The sequence below is a fragment of the Sulfurimonas sp. C5 genome, assembly GCF_029872055.1.
Lineage (GTDB): Bacteria > Campylobacterota > Campylobacteria > Campylobacterales > Sulfurimonadaceae > Sulfurimonas.
Map to the genome: position 1 here is coordinate 24,532 of NZ_JARXNQ010000001.1, position 23,150 is coordinate 47,681.

Annotated in this window: 24 protein-coding genes; 16 read left to right on the plus strand and 8 right to left on the minus strand. The window is 34.0% G+C overall.

Translation table 11 applies throughout. The features are described from left to right. Positions 1 to 91 precede the first annotated feature (91 nt). From P6N22_RS00105 to P6N22_RS00120, 4 genes are read left to right on the plus strand one after another with little or no spacing between them, the layout of a single operon-like run. Positions 92 to 1,561 (plus strand): FAD-dependent oxidoreductase, encoded by a 1,470-nt coding sequence (locus P6N22_RS00105; protein ID WP_280329002.1) that lies wholly within the window; start codon positions 92 to 94, stop codon positions 1,559 to 1,561. A gap of 13 nt (positions 1,562 to 1,574) precedes the next feature. Continuing rightward, positions 1,575 to 1,736, plus strand: coding sequence for a hypothetical protein (locus P6N22_RS00110; RefSeq protein WP_280329004.1), 162 nt, complete (start codon positions 1,575 to 1,577; stop codon positions 1,734 to 1,736). 43 nt (positions 1,737 to 1,779) lie between these two features. Further along, the gene (locus P6N22_RS00115) at positions 1,780 to 2,592 is read left to right on the plus strand and encodes a peptide deformylase (protein ID WP_280329006.1); all 813 of its coding nucleotides are present in this window, start codon (positions 1,780 to 1,782) and stop codon (positions 2,590 to 2,592) included. Positions 2,593 to 2,609: 17 nt separating this feature from the next. After that, complete coding sequence (locus P6N22_RS00120; RefSeq protein WP_280329008.1) at positions 2,610 to 4,895, plus strand: ATP-binding protein; 2,286 nt, start codon at positions 2,610 to 2,612, stop codon at positions 4,893 to 4,895. A 5-nt stretch (positions 4,896 to 4,900) separates the two neighbouring features. Here P6N22_RS00120 and P6N22_RS00125 read toward each other — a convergent pair whose 3' ends face one another. Further along, the gene (locus P6N22_RS00125; protein WP_280329010.1) at positions 4,901 to 5,653 is read right to left on the minus strand and encodes a response regulator; all 753 of its coding nucleotides are present in this window, start codon (positions 5,651 to 5,653) and stop codon (positions 4,901 to 4,903) included. Positions 5,654 to 5,900: 247 nt separating this feature from the next. Between P6N22_RS00125 and P6N22_RS00130 the strand changes: the two genes are divergently transcribed. Both P6N22_RS00130 and P6N22_RS00135 read left to right on the plus strand, forming a co-directional pair. Continuing rightward, positions 5,901 to 6,743 carry a bifunctional methionine sulfoxide reductase B/A protein gene (locus tag P6N22_RS00130; RefSeq protein ID WP_280330454.1) on the plus strand — a complete coding sequence of 281 codons (843 nt, stop codon included), beginning with the start codon at positions 5,901 to 5,903 and terminating at the stop codon, positions 6,741 to 6,743. 12 nt (positions 6,744 to 6,755) lie between these two features. Next, positions 6,756 to 6,965, plus strand: a complete 210-nt coding sequence (locus tag P6N22_RS00135) for an RNA-binding S4 domain-containing protein (protein WP_348542132.1) — start codon at positions 6,756 to 6,758, stop codon at positions 6,963 to 6,965. 4 nt (positions 6,966 to 6,969) lie between these two features. Here P6N22_RS00135 and P6N22_RS00140 read toward each other — a convergent pair whose 3' ends face one another. Continuing rightward, the gene (locus P6N22_RS00140; RefSeq protein ID WP_280329012.1) at positions 6,970 to 7,686 is read right to left on the minus strand and encodes a DUF445 domain-containing protein; all 717 of its coding nucleotides are present in this window, start codon (positions 7,684 to 7,686) and stop codon (positions 6,970 to 6,972) included. A 67-nt stretch (positions 7,687 to 7,753) separates the two neighbouring features. Here P6N22_RS00140 and P6N22_RS00145 point away from each other — a divergent pair, with 67 nt between their 5' ends. Beyond that, positions 7,754 to 8,227, plus strand: a complete 474-nt coding sequence (locus P6N22_RS00145; RefSeq protein WP_280329013.1) for a hypothetical protein — start codon at positions 7,754 to 7,756, stop codon at positions 8,225 to 8,227. A gap of 94 nt (positions 8,228 to 8,321) precedes the next feature. After that, entirely contained in the window at positions 8,322 to 9,008 is a 687-nt protein-coding gene (locus P6N22_RS00150; protein ID WP_280329014.1) for a superoxide dismutase, read from the plus strand. Positions 9,009 to 9,130: 122 nt separating this feature from the next. On the opposite strand, the gene P6N22_RS00155 is transcribed toward P6N22_RS00150, so the two are convergent. Beyond that, positions 9,131 to 9,529, minus strand: a complete 399-nt coding sequence (locus tag P6N22_RS00155; RefSeq protein ID WP_280329016.1) for a rhodanese-like domain-containing protein — start codon at positions 9,527 to 9,529, stop codon at positions 9,131 to 9,133. 59 nt (positions 9,530 to 9,588) lie between these two features. Here P6N22_RS00155 and P6N22_RS00160 point away from each other — a divergent pair, with 59 nt between their 5' ends. Further along, positions 9,589 to 9,960: a hypothetical protein gene (locus P6N22_RS00160; RefSeq protein WP_280329017.1), complete on the plus strand. Its 372-nt coding sequence runs from the start codon at positions 9,589 to 9,591 to the stop codon at positions 9,958 to 9,960. Positions 9,961 to 9,966: 6 nt separating this feature from the next. Here the strand turns inward: P6N22_RS00160 and P6N22_RS00165 are convergent, their stop codons facing one another. Then, entirely contained in the window at positions 9,967 to 11,898 is a 1,932-nt protein-coding gene (locus P6N22_RS00165; protein WP_280329019.1) for a methyl-accepting chemotaxis protein, read from the minus strand. A 157-nt stretch (positions 11,899 to 12,055) separates the two neighbouring features. On the opposite strand from P6N22_RS00165, the gene gdhA reads away from it, so the two are divergent. From gdhA to P6N22_RS00190, 5 genes are all read left to right on the plus strand, one after another. Continuing rightward, positions 12,056 to 13,411, plus strand: coding sequence for an NADP-specific glutamate dehydrogenase (gene gdhA, locus P6N22_RS00170; protein ID WP_280329022.1), 1,356 nt, complete (start codon positions 12,056 to 12,058; stop codon positions 13,409 to 13,411). A 92-nt stretch (positions 13,412 to 13,503) separates the two neighbouring features. Next, positions 13,504 to 14,121, plus strand: coding sequence for a molecular chaperone TorD family protein (locus P6N22_RS00175; protein ID WP_280329024.1), 618 nt, complete (start codon positions 13,504 to 13,506; stop codon positions 14,119 to 14,121). Beyond that, positions 14,122 to 15,222: a 4Fe-4S dicluster domain-containing protein gene (locus tag P6N22_RS00180; protein ID WP_280329025.1), complete on the plus strand. Its 1,101-nt coding sequence runs from the start codon at positions 14,122 to 14,124 to the stop codon at positions 15,220 to 15,222. Between the two features lies 1 nt (position 15,223). Next, positions 15,224 to 15,979: a hypothetical protein gene (locus P6N22_RS00185; RefSeq protein ID WP_280329027.1), complete on the plus strand. Its 756-nt coding sequence runs from the start codon at positions 15,224 to 15,226 to the stop codon at positions 15,977 to 15,979. Positions 15,980 to 15,989: 10 nt separating this feature from the next. Beyond that, positions 15,990 to 16,496 carry a hypothetical protein gene (locus tag P6N22_RS00190; RefSeq protein WP_280329029.1) on the plus strand — a complete coding sequence of 169 codons (507 nt, stop codon included), beginning with the start codon at positions 15,990 to 15,992 and terminating at the stop codon, positions 16,494 to 16,496. 18 nt (positions 16,497 to 16,514) lie between these two features. On the opposite strand, the gene P6N22_RS00195 is transcribed toward P6N22_RS00190, so the two are convergent. The 4 genes from P6N22_RS00195 to P6N22_RS00210 are packed head-to-tail and all read right to left on the minus strand — an operon-like array spanning position 16,515 to position 20,205. Then, positions 16,515 to 17,021, minus strand: a complete 507-nt coding sequence (locus P6N22_RS00195) for a phosphatidylglycerophosphatase A (protein WP_280329031.1) — start codon at positions 17,019 to 17,021, stop codon at positions 16,515 to 16,517. Positions 17,022 to 17,029: 8 nt separating this feature from the next. Next, a complete protein-coding gene (locus tag P6N22_RS00200; protein ID WP_280329032.1) occupies positions 17,030 to 18,220 on the minus strand; it encodes a sulfate adenylyltransferase in 1,191 nt (396 codons plus the stop codon). Continuing rightward, positions 18,198 to 19,085, minus strand: a complete 888-nt coding sequence (locus P6N22_RS00205) for a response regulator (protein WP_280329033.1) — start codon at positions 19,083 to 19,085, stop codon at positions 18,198 to 18,200. Before P6N22_RS00205 ends, P6N22_RS00200 begins: the two co-directional genes overlap by 23 nt. Before the next feature lies 1 nt (position 19,086). Further along, the gene (locus P6N22_RS00210) at positions 19,087 to 20,205 is read right to left on the minus strand and encodes a bifunctional 2-C-methyl-D-erythritol 4-phosphate cytidylyltransferase/2-C-methyl-D-erythritol 2,4-cyclodiphosphate synthase (RefSeq protein ID WP_280329034.1); all 1,119 of its coding nucleotides are present in this window, start codon (positions 20,203 to 20,205) and stop codon (positions 19,087 to 19,089) included. Between the two features lie 161 nt (positions 20,206 to 20,366). On the opposite strand from P6N22_RS00210, the gene thiC reads away from it, so the two are divergent. Next, a complete protein-coding gene (gene thiC / locus P6N22_RS00215; protein ID WP_280329035.1) occupies positions 20,367 to 21,743 on the plus strand; it encodes a phosphomethylpyrimidine synthase ThiC in 1,377 nt (458 codons plus the stop codon). A 24-nt stretch (positions 21,744 to 21,767) separates the two neighbouring features. Then, positions 21,768 to 22,937: an Mrp/NBP35 family ATP-binding protein gene (locus P6N22_RS00220; protein WP_280329036.1), complete on the plus strand. Its 1,170-nt coding sequence runs from the start codon at positions 21,768 to 21,770 to the stop codon at positions 22,935 to 22,937. Positions 22,938 to 23,150 lie beyond the last annotated feature (213 nt).

Consider the following 23,150-nt stretch of genomic DNA (forward strand, 5'->3'; position numbering starts at 1 on the left):
GGATATGAGAAATATTTAAGGTTATTATTGTGATAATAATGTGATTTAATTCTGTTAAAGTTGTACTAGAACTTATTAAAGGGGAATGTAAATGGCAAGATTAGTCGTACTAGGCGGAGGTGTTGCAGGTCATACTGCAGCAACATTTGCCGCAAGATGGTTAGGCTCAGCTCATGAAGTTGTTGTTGTGACTCCAAATGCTAAATGGAACTGGATTCCTTCAAATATCTGGGTTGGTGTCGGTGAAATGACGAAAGATGATGTTACTTTCGAATTAGCACCTGTTTACGCAAAAGCTGGAATTACGTATAAACAAGCTAAAGCAGTTTCTATTAATCCTGAAGGAAGTGAATCAACTGACAAACCTTTTGTTACTGTTGAATATACGGGACAGGATAAAGAAGGACAAAGTGAAAACGTTGAATATGATTATCTTATTAATGCAACAGGTCCAAAACTAAATTTTGGTGCAACTCCGGGTCTTGGTGAAGGAAGCCAATTAGGTGAACATACTGTTTCTGTATGTACGGCTGACCATGCTGTTCACGCATCTGAAGAGTTTGAAAAGTGCATTGAAAAAATGAAAAAGGGTGAGCGTCAAAAGTTCTTAATCGGAACTGGACACGGAATGTGTACATGTCAAGGTGCTGCCTTTGAATATATGTTTAACGTTGAACATGAACTAAGAAAAGCAGGTTTACGCGATATGGCAGATATCAAGTGGATCTCAAATGAATCTTTCCTTGGTGACTTTGGTATGGGTGGTCTTCATATGAAAGTTGGCGGTTATGTAGTAAGTTCTAAACTTTTCGCAGAATCTCTTTATGCTGAAAGAAATGTTGACTGGATTGTAGGTGCACATGTTTCTAAAGTTGAAAAAGGAAAAGTTGAATATGAACTCTTAGATGGTTCAAAAGGTGAAGAAACATTCGATTTCTCTATGCTAATTCCACCATTTGCAGGTGTAGGATTAAAAGCTTATAATAAAGTCGGTGAAGATATTACAGCTACTGTATTTGCTCCAAACGGTTTTATGAAAGTAGATGCTGATTATACGGCAAAACCTTATGCAGAATGGACAGCAAGTGACTGGCCAAGGACATACCAAAATCCGACATACAGAAATATGTTTGCAGCGGGTATCGCATTTGCACCACCACATCTTATCTCTGAGCCTATGAGTTCACCAAACGGTACACCAATTAACCCGACTCCTCCAAGAACAGGTATGCCTTCTGGGATTATCGGTAAAGCGGTAGCACACTCGGTGTGTGATCTGATCACTAAAGGTGAGGGTGCACATCTTCATGAAGCATCAATGGCAGAAATGGGTGCAGCGTGTGTTGCTTCTGCAGGTAAAGGTTGGTTTGACGGCCAAGCAGCTGCAATGACTGTATATCCAGTAGTGCCTGATTTTGAAAAATATCCTGGAACTGGACGTGATACAGATCATACATTTGGAGAGATTGGTCTTGCTGGACACTGGATTAAACATATACTACACTATATGTTTATCTACAAAGCTAAACTAAAACCAGGCTGGACGCTAATTCCAGAATAAGAAAGGGGAGATTATGAAAAAAGAAGAAGTAAATTTTGCTAAAAACAGACATTTTAATTTGACTATGATTCCAGGAAAGTTTGCAAGAGCAATGAGAACATGCGTGCTTTGGCAAATTATCAGATTTATTATTATTAATATTAAAATGATTATAGTGGTTGGAAAAAGTCACTAAGTTTCTTTATCCGGGTATTTCCCGGATAATTCGTTAGGTTGGTATGGTAAAAGAAATAATAAAATATCCTACACCGTTAAGTGTTGAATATGGTATAAACGTACGTGTGTTTAATAAAGAGTTGTTTGCATTGATAGATGATCTCAAAGATACTATCAATGAAAATAATTTAGATGCACTGGCTGCTTTTCAAATAGGCAGTTATTTTAATGTCGTTGTTATAAAACAAGATGATGGTACTTTTTTAGAACTTATTAATCCTAAAGTAATTTCCCATAGTGGGGAAGTTGTTACTCAAGAAGTAACGGCTTATTATCCAAATATGAATGCCGAAGTAAAAAGATATGCAGCTATAAGTGTTGTATATCAAGATCGTTTTGGTGAAAAACAAGTTTTAAAAGCAGATGGAAATCTTGCAATTTTAATACAAAGAAAAATTGACTATACTTTTGGTTCAACGTTTCTACCGAAACTTTCTCAAGAAGAGAGAAAACGTTTTGAAGATAGTTTGGAATATGGAATAGATGTAGGATATTCAAACTATTGTCCTACCTCTTTTTTTAAAGATAAAATTATAAGATTTATCAATATCATTATTGCTTTACTTTTCTTTGTTTTTTTAATATCATTCTTTATAGAAGATAAGAAAATATTATCCAGTATTTGGGAATATCAACTTTATACATCATATGCAACAACATTTTTTACTTTAGTGTATGTAGTTTATGGACGGTATGAAGGAACAAAGTATACAAGCTGTACAAGTTGTCAAATAGGTAATATTTTGGGGACAGCATTTCTAGCTCTTGTAAGGTTGTCAATAGTGATGATACTCTCATATATCTTCGTTAAATAAGATCATAAAGAATGAGTATGGCAGAAAATATAGCGGCTTTACGTAGCTTTAAAGAGACCTTTTCCAAATCAAAAAATAATATATTGCAGCAATGGGTTGAATACGAAACTTCTGCAGCAATTTTAGAGCTTCATGAAATCGATCAAAACTATTTTGTAGAAGCATTTGGAAGTGGCGTCTTTGACTATTTTATGGGAGTTATATCCGGTGAAGTAGAAATAGGTAATTGTCCCGTTATGCAGGATTTTTTGGCATATTTGAAAAATCGTGAGATCAGTGCAGATGAACTGTTTGAGCTTTGTAGCCATTTTCGTCGTTCTATGATTGATTTTTCTTACGATGCAAAGATTAACTCCAAAGAGGTTTTTGATGCTATCTCTTATATATTCGATCAGAACTTCAGAGGTATTTTAAAGTACTATACCGATGCAATTTTTCAGAAGCTGGTCGATGCAAGACAAGAAGCACTACTTGCTTCACAAGCAAAAGAATATTTTTTATCAAATATGTCGCATGAGATTAGAACACCTCTCAACGCAATTTTAGGATTTGTAAACCTTTTATTAGATGATGAACTTCCCAAAAAACATAGAAATTATTTAGAGATTATTTTAAATAGTGGGGAAAACTTATTAAGTATTATTAATGATATTTTAGACTTTTCAAAACTTCGCAGCGGTGAATTCCATATCGAAGCGAAAAATTTCTATTTGCATGATGAAATTTCTCATACGATGGAATTGTTTGTAGCAAGTGCCAAGATTAAAAATATCACTATAACATCTTTTATCGATCCGAAAATTCCTGTTGAATTGAATGCAGATGTTTTAAGAATCAAGCAAATACTTTCTAATTTTTTAAGTAATGCTATCAAGTTTACTCCAAACGGCGGGCATATTCATGTACAAGTTTCTTATGATGCTCCGCTTCTTAAAATCAATGTGAAAGACAGCGGGATAGGCATCTCAAAAGAAGATCAGGAAAATATTTTCTTGGCATTTGCACAAGCTCAAGATGCGCAAGAAAGTAGAAGTGACGGCACAGGTCTTGGTCTTTCAATCTCATGTCAGCTTGCAGAATTGATGCAGGGTAATGTAGGTGTTGAGTCTGAAGTGGGTCAAGGAAGTAATTTTTGGATGGAGATTCCCGTTACTGTCCAGACAAACAAACATCTGTTTTTTGATGAAGTAGAGCAGCTAAAAAACTATTCAATAGTTGTTCATGCAAAAAATTATACACTCAACTATAAACACAAATCTTTTCTTGATTATACAAAAGTATTTGATATGGATATCTCTATTGTTAACTCCATAGATATGGATTATGATATCTGTATCTTTTTACATGAAGAGATGAGTTCAGACGAGATTAGAAAAATTATTAGTTCCGACAAAAAATATCTTGCAATCCTTTCTCAAGAGTGTGATATTTATGATAACTACATGCATATAAATACACTTACGTTCCCACTTTATTGTGAGAAGATGAAAGTGAGTTTTGAAGAGTTGTTATATCCACAGGAGTATTTAGAGCATCGTAAAAAAATCTCTAAATTATTCAAGGGAAAGATCTTGGTTGCTGAAGATAATGAAGCGAATCAAGAGCTTATTAAAATTATCCTTTCAAAATACGGTTTAGATTTTGAAATTGTGAACAATGGAGTTGATGCGGTAGAGCTGTACAAACACAACAAGTATGATTTAATACTTATGGATGAGCAAATGCCTCAAATGGACGGTACTGAAGCAGTAGAGAAGATCAGAAAATATGAACAGAAAAACAAACTTAAACATACTCCTATTGCAGCACTTACAGCGAATGTTCTAAAAGGTGCTAAAGAGAAGGGTTTGTCACATGGATATGATGCATTTTTGGGAAAACCAATCATTTTAAAAGATTTAGAACATGTTTTTGATACTTATTTAGAACCTGATTTTAAGAATATATCCTTACAAAAAGAAGATGAAGATAATCAAACACATATTATAGGTTTAGATGCAGAAAAATTGACAAAAGATTTGATGCTAAGTATGGATGAATTAACTATGCTTTTAAACCTTTTTGTCAATAAAATGGAACAGGTTTTACCTGTTTTAGAAGAAGCAATTGAAGAAAAAAATTATCAACTTATTGCCAAAAAAGCACATAATATCAAAGGTTCAAGTGGGAATTTCAGAATAGAGTTTTTACAAAAAACAGCAAGCGAAATGGAACATATGGCAAAAAATAAAGAAGAAAACTATGATTATTTGGAGAGTCTTAAAAAAATTGAAGAAGCCGTAGCTTCTATAAAAGTTGTATAAAGCTTTTAATCTTCTATATAATAACCTATGCCAGAAGCATTTTTAATAATATCTGTAGCAAGTTTATTTCTAAGTCTCCATACAAGTGTACGTACGCTGTTTTCTGTTGCACCCTTGTCTTCCCAAACATAGTTTACTGCCTGATCAAATGTTACAACAGAACCCAGCTGTGCTACTAAAAGGCGTAAAAAAGCATTCTCTTTTTTTGTAAGTTTTAATTTTTTACCTTGATAGAATGTCTCACAAATACTGATATCTAAATGGTAGTTATCTCCAAAAGGAACAATAGGTTCATCGGATGAACGCTTTGCATACAGCATCTTCTCTAAATTTACCTTATCAACTTTAAGATTATCTATATCATGTTGTCTTTCATTTTCAACCTGGAATTTAAAGAGTGCCATTTGAATAGTTGCATGAAGTGAATTTGGATCAAAAGGTTTTACTATATAACCGTAAGGTTCAGTAACTTTTGCTTGAGTAATAATATCATCGTCAGTGTAAGATGTAAGATAAATAAACGGAATATTATGGTTTTCTTTGATATATTTTGCAAGCTCTATACCGTCATCACTCTCTTGTAGAGAAATATCGATAATAACAACATCAGGGTTGTGAGTAGAGATCTTACTTTTTGCCTGTTCTATGTTATCACATACACCGATAACACTGTAACCATGCTTTTGTAAAGATATGTTGAGATTAAGTGAAGTTATTTCATCATCTTCAACGACCAAGATTTTTGCTTTTGGATTCATCTTTACACTTCCTATATCAAAAAAATAATTACTTTGTGATATTACACAATTACTAAAATTATAATATAACTTTTTTTTATTTACAATACTTAATCTAAATAAGTGTAAAATTTGTTACAAAATGACACTAACAAATTATAATATATTTATCAAAGGGGCTCACATGCGCGTTTTTATTGCATTTATATTCATGGCATTTTCAAATTTTGTGATAGCAAACGAGATAGAAAATTTACCTGCTTTAAAGTTGAATCAATTAACAGAAAAAGAAAAATATGTGATTATTGACAAAGGAACTGAAAGACCTTTTAGCGGAAAATATTACAATTTTGATGAAAAAGGAATCTTCCTTTGTAAACAGTGCGGTGCACAACTTTTTATATCAAAAGACAAATTTCACAGTGGTTGCGGCTGGCCTAGTTTTGACGATGCAATTAAAGGAGCTGTGAAAAGGGTAAAAGATGCTGATGGTAAACGAACAGAGATCATTTGTGCAAGATGCGGGGCACATTTGGGTCATGTTTTTGAAGGGGAAGGATTTACTGCTAAAGACACAAGATATTGTGTTAATTCTATCTCTTTAAATTTTCAAAAAGATTTTGCAAATAATCTTAAAAAAGCATACTTTGCCGGAGGGTGTTTCTGGGGTGTTGAATATTATCTTGAAAAGCAAAAAGGTGTACTTAGCGTTGTTTCTGGATACATGGGAGGTAAAAAGCCAAATCCTTCATACAGAGATGTCTCTAGAGGTGATAGCGGCTACTTTGAAACAGTTGAAGTGACTTATGATCCAAAACTTGTTGATTATGAAACGTTAGCGAAACTGTTCTTTGAGATTCACGATCCGACGCAAAAAAATGGACAAGGACCTGACATAGGGTCTCAGTACCATTCAGCAATTTTTGTTAGTAATATACAAGAACGCAACATTATTAAAAAATTGATTAGGGTTTTAAAGTTAAAAGGGTATGATGTCGCAACAGTTATCCGAGACAAAAAAGAGTTTTACAAAGCTGAAGAGTATCATCAAAATTATTATGATAGAAAAGGGAAAAAGCCTTATTGTCATGGGTATGTAAAAAGATTTTAAAAGGTTAAGCAAGTGATAGAATATGCTTTAATGGATGAATATATAGAGTTATATAAACTAATTAAATTATTAGATCTTGTAGACAGTGGTGCTGAAGCAAAGCAGGTTGTTGCTAATGGATATGTAATACGTAACGGTGAAGTAGAAACAAGAAAAAGAGCAAAAATTATTAAAGGCGATGTTCTAAATATCGGTGATGAAGTGACTATAAAAGTTATCTAAACTTTTATAGTACAAACGAACTTATAAGTCCTATAACTCCTCCAAAAACTCCACCCCATACAATGAGCCATTCAAGATGCTCACGAATCAGTTTTTGAACCATCTCTTTAACCATTTGCGGTGTAAATTCATCAAGACGTGTATCAATTACCCCTTCAATCGATTGGAGCATATCATCGTTTAAAGAGGAGTTTTTCAGATGATTATTAAGCGTTGCATGAAACTCTGGAGCTGTAACTATATGCATAATGGCAGATTTGAGTTTATTTGTAAAAGGCTCTCTTAAACCCTCTAGTGCTTTCTCTCCTCCAAACATCCCAAGCATGCCGCCAAAAGAAGAATCCATAACTGTTTTTGTTAAAGCATCATAGGCCGGTGAAAAGTCGCTTTCTTGAATAATAGGTGTCAGGTCTATTTTCTTTTCCTCTTCCTGAAAAAAATTATCAAGTTGCTCTTGAGTAAAGAATTGCTCCATTAAAAGATTTTTGATTGCCAGTTTAAAGGCTTCAAAACGAAGAGGGATAACTCCTGAACCATACAAAAAAGGTACTTTTTCAAACAGCATATAGACAGCCAGTTGATTTGTAAGCGCTCCTGAAAGAGCAAATAAACCTGTATAAAGTAGGGCTTGGGAGAAAATTTTTTCTAACGGAAATAAAAATGCTACAGCTATAAAAACTACTGCAATAGTGTTAGTTATAAAACTTTTATTTAATATCAAATTATCCTCCAAATTTTTGCACAATTATATATTAAAATAGTATTATTACAAAAAAATAGAGGGTGTTATGAAAGAAGAATCATATAAACTATTTGCAACAGCGACACTTGAAGAGATAGTACAACAGATAATTACAGAATTAGATAAAAGAAATGAATCTCCATTTTGGACAGAAAAAGTCGGTCCCTTTACAACAGCAATTTTATCTGTCTTGATACCGTTAAGAGATAATGGAATTTTATTCGATCCGCAAGGTGATTATGTAGATGTTTTAACACCGGAACTCTTTTTGGAGTGGAGCGATTTTGTTTCGCTAAAGATGCTGGTTTTTACGATCGCAAAATCAAATGAAGCAAATGAATTGTTAAGAACAAAGCTTTCTAAAGATGTATGTCAAAAATATAAGCCGATAGATATTGAAAAGCTAGGGACATACTTAAGTAGGTATAGTGTCAATTTGGAAAATGAAGCATTAGATTTTCCTATTGCTAATTACAACTTACATCAGGGAGTAAGTAACGTTATAAAATCGTTACTTTAAAAAGAAAACTAAATTTATTAATAATATAAATTTTCTTTTTCTGTGTTAAGATTAGGTTAGAGTGACTTTATATTTATTTATAAGGAGTTGAGTCATGAAACATATACTACCGGCTTTACCTTATGGTACAAAAGCCCTAGAACCTTTCTTATCGGAACAAACACTTTTATATCATCACAAAAAACATCATGCAGGGTATATTAACAAGTTAAATGCTTTAATAGAAGGAACAGAGTATGAGGATATGAGTTTGGAACATATCATATCTCAATCTGATGGTGCTCTGTTTAACAATGCTGCTCAAGCTTTTAACCATAATTTTTATTGGAATTGTCTTTCTCCAAATAAATCAGTACCGTCTGATCCTCTTGTACAAAAAATCTCTGATGTATTTGGTAGTTTTGAAGAGTTCAAAAGTAGATTTTTAGATGCAGCTTTGACAAATTTTGGCTCTGGCTGGACATGGTTGGTTATGGATCAACACGAACATTTGAAGATTCTAAATACATCCAATGCTCAAACGCCAATCGCACATTCTCTAACACCGCTTTTAACATGTGATGTATGGGAACATGCTTATTATCTTGATTATAAAAATGAAAGAGCAAAATATCTTGAAGGTTTCTGGGAACATATTAATTGGGAAAATGTTTCAAAGATATATGCAGATAAAGAACATTTGAATGTTATCGGACTGACGGGGATTGTCAATAATGATCCAGATGATCCGTTATCGGATTATTTGGATGATTTACAGCATCAAGAAGAGATAACTTCTTAAATATATCTCTTAATAAAATAAAAGATATAAAGCTCCCCATAACAAGAAGATAAAAAAGCCTAATACTGCGAAAGTGATAAGTAAACGCAGTATTAGGTGGAAGAAGAATTTTAAAAACGTTTTCATGGTCTATACGGATATGTAGGAAGTTTTAAACCTTTTGTCGCATAGTCCATCCCACCTTGTAAATTAATCACTTTATAACCGAGTTTTTGTGCCATCCAAGGGCCAACTATAGATGTACGACTTCCCGTATGGCAAATAATAGCAAAAGGTTTTGACGTGTCCACTTTATTATTTAGTTCCTGTAAAAAACGATCTATATTGTAACCGCCTCTCTGATCAAAAAACATAATAGGAATAGCACCTTTTAAAAGACCCGTTTCTCTCCATTCTGGAGGTGTACGGATATCAACTATCGGAGTTTTGGAATTTACAAGTTCTTGCGTGACATATTGACTTTTATAATCTGCAAAAAGAGAGAGTGTAAAGAGTGTTAGAAATAAAATGATTTTTTTCAATTTTTTTTCTCCCGAATAAAATTGTATAATTATAACTATTTTAGACAAATAGGAATACAATGGCAGCTTCGAAAAAAGCGATAGATAATGCAAATAGATTACGCTATATCAGGGCACTGGAAAGATTTCACAAAAGTATAAATTCGTATCTTGCAAACTCTCAGGAGTTATCTAAAGAACAGTTTATTAAGAAAGTTGATAATGGTCTAAAGCTTTTAAATAGAGTAGAAGAAACTCAACTCTATAAGGGTGAACTGCAGGATCTTCAAACTTTGGTAAAAAAGATTATTTCTTATAAAGAGAGTGATGAAGATATTGAAAAAATTAAAGAAGATATTACTTATGCGTCAAACCAGTTAGATAAAAGTAAGAATGCCAGACGTTATAAAAAAGATAAACATACCCAGTCTAAATATCAAGACTGGGAGTAGATAAAATTATTTTTCTGTTGATGGTGTATTTTCACCATGTGCTTCTACAATCATATGGTCAAGTAAATCAAATAGTTCATTTGATGCTACTTCCATTTTATCGAAGTTTTCTATGATTGTATCTTCATGTTCAATAAGCACTTGTTCAGGATTAGCCATATCAATATATTGAAGATTCGTATTTGCTTTATCATGAACAACAGCATGTGCAGACTCTGTTCTTTTGTAAGAAGATGTAGAGCTAAATCTTCTTTTACCTTCACCGCTATACCATTGTCCAAGATTACATTCTGTATGAGAAGTCGGTTTAAGTGCTTTTTGTAATGTCATTAATGAATTATATGCACGCGCTTTATAAAGAATATGGTCAATTTTAGCAAGTACGATAAAGATACTGTTTTCCATATGGTAAGACTGATCAACGATTTTTGAAGAGTTAGAACTTAATTCAATTAATGTATCTTCAAACTGTTCTATTTTTTCTGTTGATTCATCAACAGTTGTTTTCATAGCTTCAGAACTTTCTTGAATTTCGTTCATACCTTGTTGTAGAGACTTGATAGAAACAGAAATTTCACTTGTTGCTTTATGTGTGCGTTCTGCAAGTTTTCTTACTTCATCAGCAACAACTGCAAATCCACGACCGTGTTCACCTGCACGTGCAGCTTCAATAGCAGCATTAAGAGCTAAAAGGTTAGTTTGATCAGCAATATCAGTAATTAGGTCGATAACTGTTGTAATACTGCTTGTTTGTGAAGCTAGTTCTTCAATACTGCCATTATTAGCTGTTACTTGTTGGTGAAGTGTATGGAGTTCACTTACCACTGAAGTGATATTGTCACGAGAATCATTTGCCAAGTCAGATGCAAACTTAGTAGAAGACGTTACAGCTTTTAAGTTCTCAATATTCGTTTTAAGATTTGTTTGAATAAGGCTTAGAGATTCAGTAACATTTGTACTCTTAACACTTAGTTTGGAATTGAATGCATCACGTTTAACTTTTTGACTTTGTTTTTTCATAAAATCAAGGCTTTGTGCAACACTATCGATAGCTAAAACAAATTCACCTTTAAGACCTTCAGAAGAGATGGCTTTTGAAAAGTCACCTTTAGAAGCATTTGTAATAGTTGTGTTGATTTCACTAATGAGTTTTTCTACATGCTCTAGAAGTTCTGACAGGTGGCTGCCCATAATACCAAGCTCTGTTGTATGGTTAGTTTCAATGTTCGATTTATTTGTAAAGTTACCGTTTGCAGCATCCGTAATTAATTCTGTAAAGTTTTGGATACCGCCAGTAATAGATTTTCTAATAATCCATGCTGCAATAAGTACAATAATACCTACGATGACACCTGACACCAGTACAAAATATTTATAAAAAGATATTTTAGTTTGCATATCTTGTGAATCTTGATCAAGTTGTGTTTTCTTTAACTGTACAAGTTCTTTAAAATATTTTCTTGATTCTTCTGCATAAGGAGTCAATTCTTTTCTATATTTTGCATAAATTTCTGCTTTAGAGTTTTCGATCTCGTCAGGTGTTAACGAAGATACCATTTTATATGCATTATTGAGGAAAAGAAGTGTTGAATCTTTAGCTTTTACAGAAAGTTCGTATGAAGAGTCACCTTCTAGAAGTGCATCTAGCTTTTCAAAGTCACTTTTGATTGTTTTTATTGTATTTCTTAGTCTTTCAAGATCTTTTTCACGATCACCGCCTAACATCACAGCTCTATCTGTTCTGCTAACGTAATTCATGTTTTTTTCGATTGCCAATGTCAGTAAGCCAGCTTGTAAAGAGCTTTCATGAAGTTTTTCATAATCGCTGTCCAGATCGCTCATTGCAAAAAATACAAAAATAGTTGCTGCCAAAATTGCAAATGTAGCGATTGATATGAGGTAGTTCATCTTTTGTTTGATACTTAAACCGTTGAACATATACATTCCACCTTTTTTCCGTTGTTTATTGCTATTCTAACACACTCAGCTGAATTATTTGTTTAAAAGAAAAAAAATTTTAAAAAAAATATCTTTTGTGATACAATTGTTGATATAAAAAATAATTATTAACAATCTATAATTTAAGGTAATCAATATGAGCTTCGTGGAAGCAGAAATTAAAAAATTTGAAAGTTCAAACGGGTCAGGGACAAATCTCTTTTATCAAGCTTTAGAAGAAGTGATATACTCAATTGCTCCGCTGCTGGAGTCTGATCCAAAATATACGGAACATGCTATATTGGAGCGTTTAGTCGTTCCTGACAGAATGATAGAATTTAAAGTAACTTGGTTGGATGACAATAACAAGATTCAAGTAAATACAGGGTATCGCGTACAGTTTAATAATGCTTTGGGACCTTATAAAGGTGGTTTACGTTTTCATCCAACCGTGAATGAAGGAATTTTGAAGTTTTTAGGATTTGAGCAGATTTTAAAAAATTCCCTCACTGGCTTACCTATAGGTGGTGCAAAAGGTGGAAGTGACTTTGATCCAAAAGGAAAAAGCGATTTTGAGATCATGAAATTTTGTTCTGCATTCATGACGGAATTGCATAAATACATAGGCCCTAGAATGGATGTCCCTGCAGGGGATATCGGAGTGGGAAGTAAAGAGATCGGATACCTTTTTGGAGAGTATAAAAAGATTACTTCTACATATGAAGGTGTATTAACTGGAAAACCCTTTATATTTAGCGGTTCCTTAATGCGGCCGGAAGCAACTGGATACGGTGTTGTTTATTTTACAGAAACGATGCTGGATATAGAGAATAAAGAACCTCTGCAGGGGAAAGTATGTACTGTAAGCGGTGCGGGTAATGTAGCACTGCATGCTATAGAAAAGTTATATCAGGTTGGAGCTCTGCCTGTAAGTTGTTCAGATTCTCAAGGTACTATTCATGATCCTAGAGGAGTTAATTTAGATCTCTTAAAACAGCTTAAACTAGAGAAACGACAATCTTTGGAATTATATTTGGAAACACACCCCGAAGCAAAATATATACCTGTAGAAGAGTATCCTGAAGGTGGACATGCTGTTTGGGATATCCCTTGTTATGCTGCTTTTCCTTGTGCAACACAGAATGAGTTAACAGAGCTTGATGCACAAAACTTGATTACTAACGGATGTGTCAGTGTCACCGAAGGAGCAAACATGCCTTCTACTCCTGATGCTATCGAATTGCTTCAAACACATAATGTTTGTTTTGGACCAGCAAAAGCAGCCAATGCAGGCGGCGTTGCTGTAAGTGAATTTGAAATGAGTCAAAATGCATCGATGAGTACATGGACATTTGAAGAGGTTGATGAAAAGCTCAAGTTGACAATGCAGAGAATTTGTAAAAGGGTAGCACTCACTGCAAAAGATTACGGTGTTGAAGGAAACTATGTGGATGGTGCAAATATTTCAGGGTTTAAGAAGGTTGCAGACGCAATGATTGCGGAGGGAATCTAAGGCCGCTTCGAGTCAAGAAAAATAAATAATCTTTATTTTAGTATTTTATGATAAAATCACCACTTTGAAAAATTACTAGCTAAAGAGAATCTATGGAAGAAACACAAGCAAGGATAAATATATACGCTTTATTATCACGTATTTTATTACAAGAACTCGATTTAGAAACTTTAAAACTTATTAAAAAAGATGCAAATATTTTAGAGTTTTTTCCTGTTTTAAAAGAATGGGAACCTTTTAATACATTAGATGATAAAACACTTTTAGAAGAGCACATTAATCCAGATTTTGTTAATCTATCGATCTTACACCTTATCCCGTATGAAACATTTTATACACGTGAAGATCAAATGGTAGAAACAGGAGGAGCAAATCCTGTAACTGATATGTATAGTGCTTATGACTTTATGGTTGATTTTGAAGCTGCACGTACAGTTTCATCTGATCATATCGGTGTTGAATTAGAATTTATGCACCACTTGGCAACAGCTGAATTAAAAGCACTTGAAGAAAATGACACAGAAGCGGTAAAAGAGCTGCAAACTGTGCAACATGAGTTTTTAAATAAACACTTAATTAAATGGGCACCAATGTACTTGATTAATATGAAGTATGAGTCAAGAACACCATTATATTATGAAACAGCAGATATGGCATTAGAATTTATTTTAAGTGATAATGAATATCTTACAAAAGAGATCGCTGCGTAGATGCTTACATTAAATGCAGGATTATGTGTTCGCTCACTCAGTGTTGACAGTGGATGTAACAAATGTGAAGTTGTTTGCCCCACTAATGCTATAGTGATTAAAGAAGGCAACCCTTTACCTGCAATAAATTTTTCTGAATGTGTAAGTTGTGGCGCTTGCGGGGGAATATGTCCAAGTGAAGCATTGACACTTGAAGAATTTTCACTGACTGATTTCTTTTTTAATTTTGTACAAGAGAAAGAGATACTTTTATCTTGTAGAAAAAATATTCCATGTATAGCGGCACTCAGTGTTGAACATATTATCTCAATGGCAGTTCTGAAAAAAGAGCTTGTTTTTGATATGGGACATTGTTCAGAGTGTGAAATCGCTTCTACATGTAAAGCACAGATCGAAGCAAATTTCGAAGAAGCAACATATATTTTAGAAGCAATGGAGAGTGATGCCGTTATCTCTATGCAAGATGTAAAATATGAAAATGATGAAATTAACACTAAAGATCGTAGAGAGTTTTTAAATTCACTTAATTTGAAGACAGTGGCAAAAGCAAGAAAATCTTTTGAAGATGAAGTGCAAAAAGCTACAGATGAATTGGTTGAACATAGCCTGCAAAAAACAGATATAGCATTGTTAAAGAAAAAGATTATTCCAGATAAAAGAAAAATCTTTTTTACTGCTATAAAAAGGCTTGAAAAACCTTCTCAGTTTCATATAATTGATGCAACAGAAGTAAGCTTTACATCGCAAAAGCTAATGGATGAAGAGAGTTGTACGGCATGCCAAATGTGTTATAGAGTTTGTCCAACGGGAGCGCTTAGTTCCGATGTAAAAAACTCTAAGATAGATTTTGATCCGTTTTTATGTATAAAGTGTCATATCTGTCACGATGTATGTGTACCGGATGCGATTACTCTGTCCAGTTCATATAAAGTAAAAGAATTTTTTGAACCGGAAGTGGTGAATTTAATCAGTTTCAATGTTAAAAGATGTAATGAATGTAACGTGATTTTTAGTACGACAGGTAATGAAAAGCTTTGTTACAGATGTAAATGTGAAGAGGAAGAAGCCCGAGAATTATGGGGCATTTCAGAGGATATGTAAAATGATGAATAACGATAATAAGATCTCAACTCAAACAAAACTATTTGGTTATATAGGAGAACATGCCGGAGTCAGTCGTTTTTCTGCACTAATCAATAAGATGTTTAAAGAAAATAATGATGATGTTATGATGATTCCGATGAACATCCGCGCGGATGATCTTTATTTTACAGTGAGCAACATGAAGAATTCTCACGTTAATGGAGCGGTGATTTCAAGTGAATACGTAACTGAAGTCGTAGAAATTTTAGATGATGCTTCATCATTGGTAAAAAGAAGTGGTATGTGCGATATCATTTACCGCGAAGAGAACTCTCTTAAAGGTGATATATTTTCTATCCGTGTATTAACAGAACATCTAAAAGACCTTTACGCATCGAAGATTGCTATTATCGGGACAAATCATTATGCAAAAGCATTTTCTTTTTTAGCATGTGGATTTAACGTGAGCTACTTTAACGATAATTTAGAAGAACTTCTGGCTTTTACTGAAGAAGTTGAAATAAAAGATGCGGATTTAAACCGTATTGCACCGGATATGGAGATTGATTTTTCTAATTTTGACGCAGTACTTGATTTTTCAAATATGCAAGATCTTTCAAGTGCAGTAAAATTAGCAAAATACAATCTAGATATGAAAAACACAAAGCAGTTCTCAGCACTGAAAAAACGTTCTGAGGAACTTGGTACATCATATACAAGTTATGATGATCTACTAGAAAAATTAACAAAAAAAGCGTATAGTTTAATTAAGTAAAGGAAAAAATATGAATCATGAAGATTTAGCTGATTTAAGAGCAGAGTTTGATAAATTTGTACAAGATAAATGTTCATTACAACCTGATGAAAATGTTGTACAAAATCCTGATATCGGAGATAAAGAAGATGAAGAACCGGTACCACAGTTTGTTGATGCTTTAACATCAAAACTTTTAGCACCGGCAATTAGCGGTGTATACCTTTCGCGTTTGGATATCAAAAGAATTGCGGAAGGTATAGATGAATCGTTACCTATTAAAGAACGTCTAAAAATGATTAGAGCACTTTTCAGACATACTAATTCGAAAGATTTTTTACGTACAGCATTTGATGAGATCAATAAACACATCAATGGACGTATTGTTATTTATACACAATTAGGTGAAGCATTCCCTGCATCAAAATCTGTATTTGATGAGAATATTGAAAAAGCGAAAAAAACGCAAAAGATGTTTGAACAAATTGTAGAAGATTTTGAAGAGATCGAACCGACTGATGATCCGTTGTTAATCTGAAAATAAAGAAGCGAACTCTTAAAAAAGAGTTGCTGCTTTTAACCAGCCTTGCCAAAGCAGGGCAGAACTGATTCCTGCTGCAAATCCTGCAATAATATCATCACCCATTACTCCGATACCACCTTTGGCTTCTCTATCGATTCTACCTATTATTGAAGGTTTTGTAATATCAAAATATCTAAAGAGTACAAAAGATAATAATGACTGGACTAAAAAGCCGTTATCAAGTGTCAGTACCTGATCAAAACTTATTTGCATTGCTGGTGCTACACTAAGGGCAAACCACATCCCTGCGAGTTCATCTATAACTATTTGTTGGTTGTCATGAATGCCTGAAGCTGTTTCATAGTTATTGATAGCTTTGATCGCAATAACTGAAATTAAAAGTGTTGCTAGAAATAGAGTACCGGCACCGAAATATATAAGTATTAACATTCCAAGAGGAAGAGAAACTAAAGTTCCCATTGTTCCTGGTGCTTTTGGTGAAAGACCACTATAGCCTAGTGTTAAAAAAAACCAATTCATTAAATTCCTTATGTCAGCGATGTTGTTTGGTAAAGTTTCATCAGTTCAAGATAAAAATCTTTTTCCGTATGCTCTTCAAGTAGACCCGTTACCGGGAAAGTATCATAATAGAGCTTTTCAAGATTTTTAAATCTGTTTGGAAATATCTTTGATAATACAAAAGATGAAATCTCTTTTCTGATTAGTACTGCTGGTGGGAGTAAACCGTACTCAAGAATTTCTAAAATAGAATCTGCATGGTAAGAGATCTGATGATGTTGCCCGTGTGGACATGTGTTTTTACTTACAAGCGTTCTACATTGATCGCAGTATACATATTCACTTGCAACTGTAATCTCAATATCAATACCAGTTACCCTGTCAATGATAGACTTATTGGAATTACAATCATAAAACATACCAAGCCCTGCATGATTACGTCCAATTGTCAGCCTGTTACAACCATAATTTTTGGCAACAATGGCATCAATAATGATCTCATTATATCCTGCAAAAATATAGCTGTTTTCAAGTGGAACTATAAGCACTTTATTTTTAGGTAAATAGTTATTGATAAAATATTCCAGAGCTTCTTTTCTGATATCAAAACTAAGATTTGCATTATCATACGGTTTAAGAAGAAAAATAACTAAAAGATCAGTACTTTCCAGTGTTTGTCTAATTAACTTTTCATGAGCACGGTGTAGAGGATTCGCACCCATCACGAGAGATGTTACATGTTTTGCTTCTAAAATCTCTTTTGCATTTTGGATAGCTACTTTCGATTCATTTGGCTTTGGATGTAAAAGTTCATATTCCCCTGAAAGTGCCCATTTTCCAAGTCTTTTGATTGTAGTCATTACACCGGGATGTGTTAGGTCATCTGTCCCGTATATTTGTTTGACTCTCTCTTTGGGATCGATTTCAAAAACTTCATCTACTACCATCGTTGCATATTCTACACCGTCACAAATGATCGAGATCTCTTCACCTGGAGTTAAAGATGTAATAACCTCTTCATTCTTTTTACCTGAAGGTGCTAAAATGAAAGGGAAAGGAAATGTTTTACCATCAATCAAGCCCGTTTTTAAAACGTCCTCAGCCTCTTTTTTATTCATTAATTTAGTTACAGGTAACAATAACCCGTCTTTGACAAGCTCTAAAGCAGAAGCAGCCTCTTTATCAATATATAAAGTTTTATTTTTTCTTGATGATGTCATATTTCTTTCGCTTCTCCCACAAGCTTTTACGACTAATACCTAGTTTTTTTGATAATTCCGTGTCAGGGTATTTATCTTGATAATTTAAAACTATATATTTTACATAGTCCTCGATAGGTAATATTTCATTTTTATCAAAAACATTACTATCACTTTTTATCTCAATAACCCTGTGTACCACTTCATCAATTTTGTCTGTTGAAGATATAATCGCTTTCTTATCGGCTATCAGTTCACAAAAAGCTTTTTTATCTGTTTTTTTAAGTGCTTGATAGTCTATTAAATAGATTATACTGTTTTGTGGCAGATTTTCTATCTCTGTCAGTGCTTTTGGATCACTAAGTGTTACAAAATGTATAGGTAGATTTTGTACTTTTGCATATTCAAATGCAAAAGCATCCGCATATTTTTGAAAATTGGAAGATATAAAGAGTGGTAGTTCAACATTTTCTAAAGAGATTTCATTCTTGACGTTTGCAAAAGTGTAGTCAAGATATTTTTCATAAGCGAGGTTACGCTTTTTTAGTCTTTCATAATCTTGATAATGATCTATTTTTCTGATAAGCTCTTCGATCATAAAAGGTTTTAATATATAATCTTTTGCACCTGCACTAAGAGGTTTTGAAACAGTATCATTACTGATATACGATACCATTAAAATAACGATAGAATTTTTAAACGTTTCAATAACTGGATTGAAATCTTGACCGTTGATATTTGTAGATAAGAGTACTACATCATAGTTGTTACCACGGATTGCATCTTTTGTAGATGTACACATTTCACATACGTGACCAAGTTCACCAAGCTTTGTCGCAATACTTTGCGCTAAATATACTTCATTTTCAATAATTAATATCTTCAATTTACATCTTCCAATTAAAATATTTTAAATTTGCATTCGACCAAACACCTACACCTTCGGCTCTTCCAATAAAGCCAAGTTTTTCAGTTGTCGTTGCTTTGATATTGACTTTTGCCATTTCAATATTCATAATTGATGCCAAAGTCTCACGTATTTTTTCTTTGTAAGCAGATAAACGTGGTTTTTCTGCTGCAATTGTAATGTCTACATTGATAATTACAAAGCCAAAATTGTTTATTTTTTTAACTACTTTTTTCAAAAGTTCTTTAGAATCAATACCTTTGTATTGAGCATCGTTATCCGGAAACATCATTCCGATATCTCCCATCCCTGCCGCACCGAGTAGTGCATCTATCAACGAGTGGATAGCGACATCTCCGTCACTGTGTGCTTTAAAACCAAAGTCAGATTCAATCTTAACACCACCCAGCCACATCTCACCTTTGTCATCAAAGGCGTGAACATCAAACCCATTACCGCTGAAAGTATCGTTTGACGGTGCACTCAAACAAGGAATTTTATTGAGATCTTCTATATAAGTGATTTTATGTGCTTCTTCATCACCTAAAATAAATTCTCTTGTTCCACCGGCTGCTACAATGGCACTACTTTCATCTGTAAACTCTTGCTCTGTTTGGAGTGCTTTTTTTAACATTTGAGTATTAGAAAGCTGAGGCGTTTGTACTCTTTTTACTTTGTCGCGATCGATTGTTTCATTTTCATAAACAATAGTATCATTTGCTTTAAGATAGGGTACAAGACAATCTGCATCTGTTACATAAGTAGTAATACGCGTTAGAAATTCTTCATTGATGCAAGCACGTGCTATATCACTAACAAGTACAGATTCACTCTTAACATATTCAAGAGCATTTTTAAGAGACTGCTGTCTTGTTTCTCCACCACATACAAATTTGTACGAAGCATAGTTTGGCATAAATGCAATATCTTCTTGTGAAGCAACAATAATGATCTCTGAAAACTTTTGTGTTTGTTCAAAACTTTTGGCTACATGGAACCACAATGGTTTGTCATCTATACGCAGCCATTGCTTTTTAACTCCCATTTCAAATCTAGTGGAGTTTCCAGCAGCAAGTAATATCAGTGTCAAGTTTGACAAAGAAGCTCCTAATCCTTAAAAGTGTTACGAAATTATACAGTTCAAATACTTTTGAAATCTTAAATTAGGAGATTATTTGTCTCTTTTTGCAAAATCTTTTAGGTTAAATTAACTTTATTTGACTATATTTCCAATATATATATAAAATTTTAGGAGAGAATATGAGATCTTCATGGGTAAAAGAGCGTGAGAATGATTCTGTTCGTACACAGATGTATTACGCTAAACAAGGCATTATTACACCAGAGATGGAATATGTCGCAAAAATCGAAGATTTATCTCCTGAACTAGTTCGTAGTGAGATAGCTCGTGGTAGGCTAATCATTCCAGCCAATGTAAATCACACTTCACTAGAACCGATGGCTATAGGTCTTGCAGCTAAATGTAAGATCAATGCAAATATTGGTTCATCTGCAATCGCTTCAGATGTTCAGGGTGAGATAGAAAAAGTTCAAGTATCACAACACTATAAAGCTGATACTGCAATGGACCTTTCTACTGGTGGTGATCTTGATGAGATTAGAAAAGCAGTTATTGCAAATTCTAAAATTCCTATCGGAACAGTACCAATCTATCAAATTCTTCATGATGTAAACAACAAGATTGAAGATTTAAGTATAGATGTAATGCTGGAAGTATTAGAGCGTCAGGCACAACAAGGTGTTTCATATTTTACAATTCACGCAGGTTTCTTATTAGAGACTATGCCAAAAGTTGCAAAACGTAAAATGGGTATCGTATCTCGCGGTGGTTCACTAATGGCTGCTTGGATGATGCACTATCATAGAGAAAATCCATTTTATACAGCATTTGATGATATCTTAGATATTTGTGCGAAATATGATGTTTCTTTATCATTAGGTGATTCACTTCGTCCTGGTTGTTTAGCTGATGCATCAGATGATGCACAACTTGGCGAGTTAAAAGTTCTTGGTGAATTAACACTGCGTGCTTGGGAGAAAAATGTTCAAGTAATGATCGAAGGTCCCGGACATGTTCCATTGAATCAAATCGAACGTAATATGAAAATTCAACGTGAGCTTTGTCATGAAGCACCTTTTTACATCCTTGGGCCACTAGTTACTGATATTGCTGCAGGGTATGACCATATCTCTTCAGCAATCGGTGCTGCTGTTGGTGGATGGCACGGTGCTTCAATGTTATGTTATGTAACTCCTAAAGAACACTTAGGTCTTCCAAATGCAGAAGATGTTCGTGAAGGAATTATTGCATATAAAATTGCTGCACACGCTGCTGATATTGCTCGTGGACGTAAAGGTGCTAGAGATATTGATGATGAGATGAGTGATGCTCGTTATACGTTTGACTGGGAAAAACAGTTCGAACTTGCACTTGATAGTGAACGTGCTCGTGAATATCATGATGAAACTCTTCCACAAGATGTATTTAAAGAAGCGGAATTTTGTTCTATGTGTGGACCAAAATTCTGTTCTTACAAAATTACTCAAGAAATTATGGATAATCCTGAAGCAATTGCAAAAATTGCAGAAGAAGCAAAGTTAGCGGAAGCTCACTAGAAAATTTTAGAAAAGGAAAAAACAATGACTGAAGAAATCGTAAAGTCAGCACTTTCAAAAGTTGCATATCCGGGTTTTACTAAAGATATCGTAACTTTCGGATTTGTGAAAGATATCGTAATTAACGGAACAGATGTAAGTTGTACAGTAGATATTACTTCATCTGCTCCTGAAGTAGCACAGCAAATTACTGATGAAGCTACTACAGAATTAAAAAGAGCAGGTGCTACAAATGTTGCTATTAACATTAAAGCTCCTGTAATGCCAAGAGAGTCTTCTTCTCGCGGCAAAAACATTGCTCCACAAGTAAAAAACTTCCTAATGGTAAGTTCTGGTAAGGGTGGGGTTGGTAAATCAACTACATCTGTAAATATTGCTGTTTCATTAGCTAAGATGGGTAAAAAAGTTGGTCTTTTAGATGCAGATATCTATGGTCCAAACATTCCTCGTATGCTTGGTGTTTCAGATATTAAGCCTGAAGTAAACGGCAATAAAGTTCTTCCAATAAAAGCTTATGGTATTGAGATGATGTCTATGGGTTCACTTATGGAAGAGGGACAATCTTTAATCTGGCGTGGTGCTATGATTATGAAAGCAATTGAGCAATTTTTACGTGACATCTTATGGTCGGAACTTGATGTACTAGTTATCGATATGCCACCGGGAACTGGTGATGCTCAATTAACTTTAGCGCAAAGTGTACCTGTAACTGCTGGTCTTACGGTAACTACTCCGCAAACAGTATCGTTAGATGACTCTAAACGTTCACTGGATATGTTTAAAAAATTACATATCCCTATCGCTGGTGTTATTGAAAATATGAGTGGATTTATTGCTCCAGATACTGGTGTTGAATATGACATTTTCGGAAAAGGTACATCTGAGCCAATGGCTAAACAATTCGACACTACAGTAATTGCTGAAGTTCCAATCGAACCAGCAATCAGAACTGGTGGGGATGAAGGTAAACCTGTAAGTTTTGTAGCTCCTGAGAGTGAAAGTGCAAAACGTTATATGCAAGCTGCTGAGTCTATCTGGAACTTCATTGAAGAGATCAATGCAAGCGGTGGCGTTGACAATGCTGCAGTTCAGCCTACAACACCTCCAGGTGTAAGTGCTTGTTCTACAGGTGGAGCAGCTCCACAACAACAATCAAGCGGCGAAAGCTGCGGTACTGGATGTGGTTGTCACTAATGTGACAGCTTCATTCGCTGTATTTTCTTCCTCTTTTCCTTTTTATAAACAATCATATCTTTTAAATTTGTTCAAAATCTAGCGTAGATAGATATTCGCATGAGTTTTTTTAGTATTGATTTTGCAGGAATATTTACTGGGTAAATAGTTATGTATAGAGTGAATGGAAAATTTATTTATATATTATAAAGAAATATGAGGGAAGGAATATAT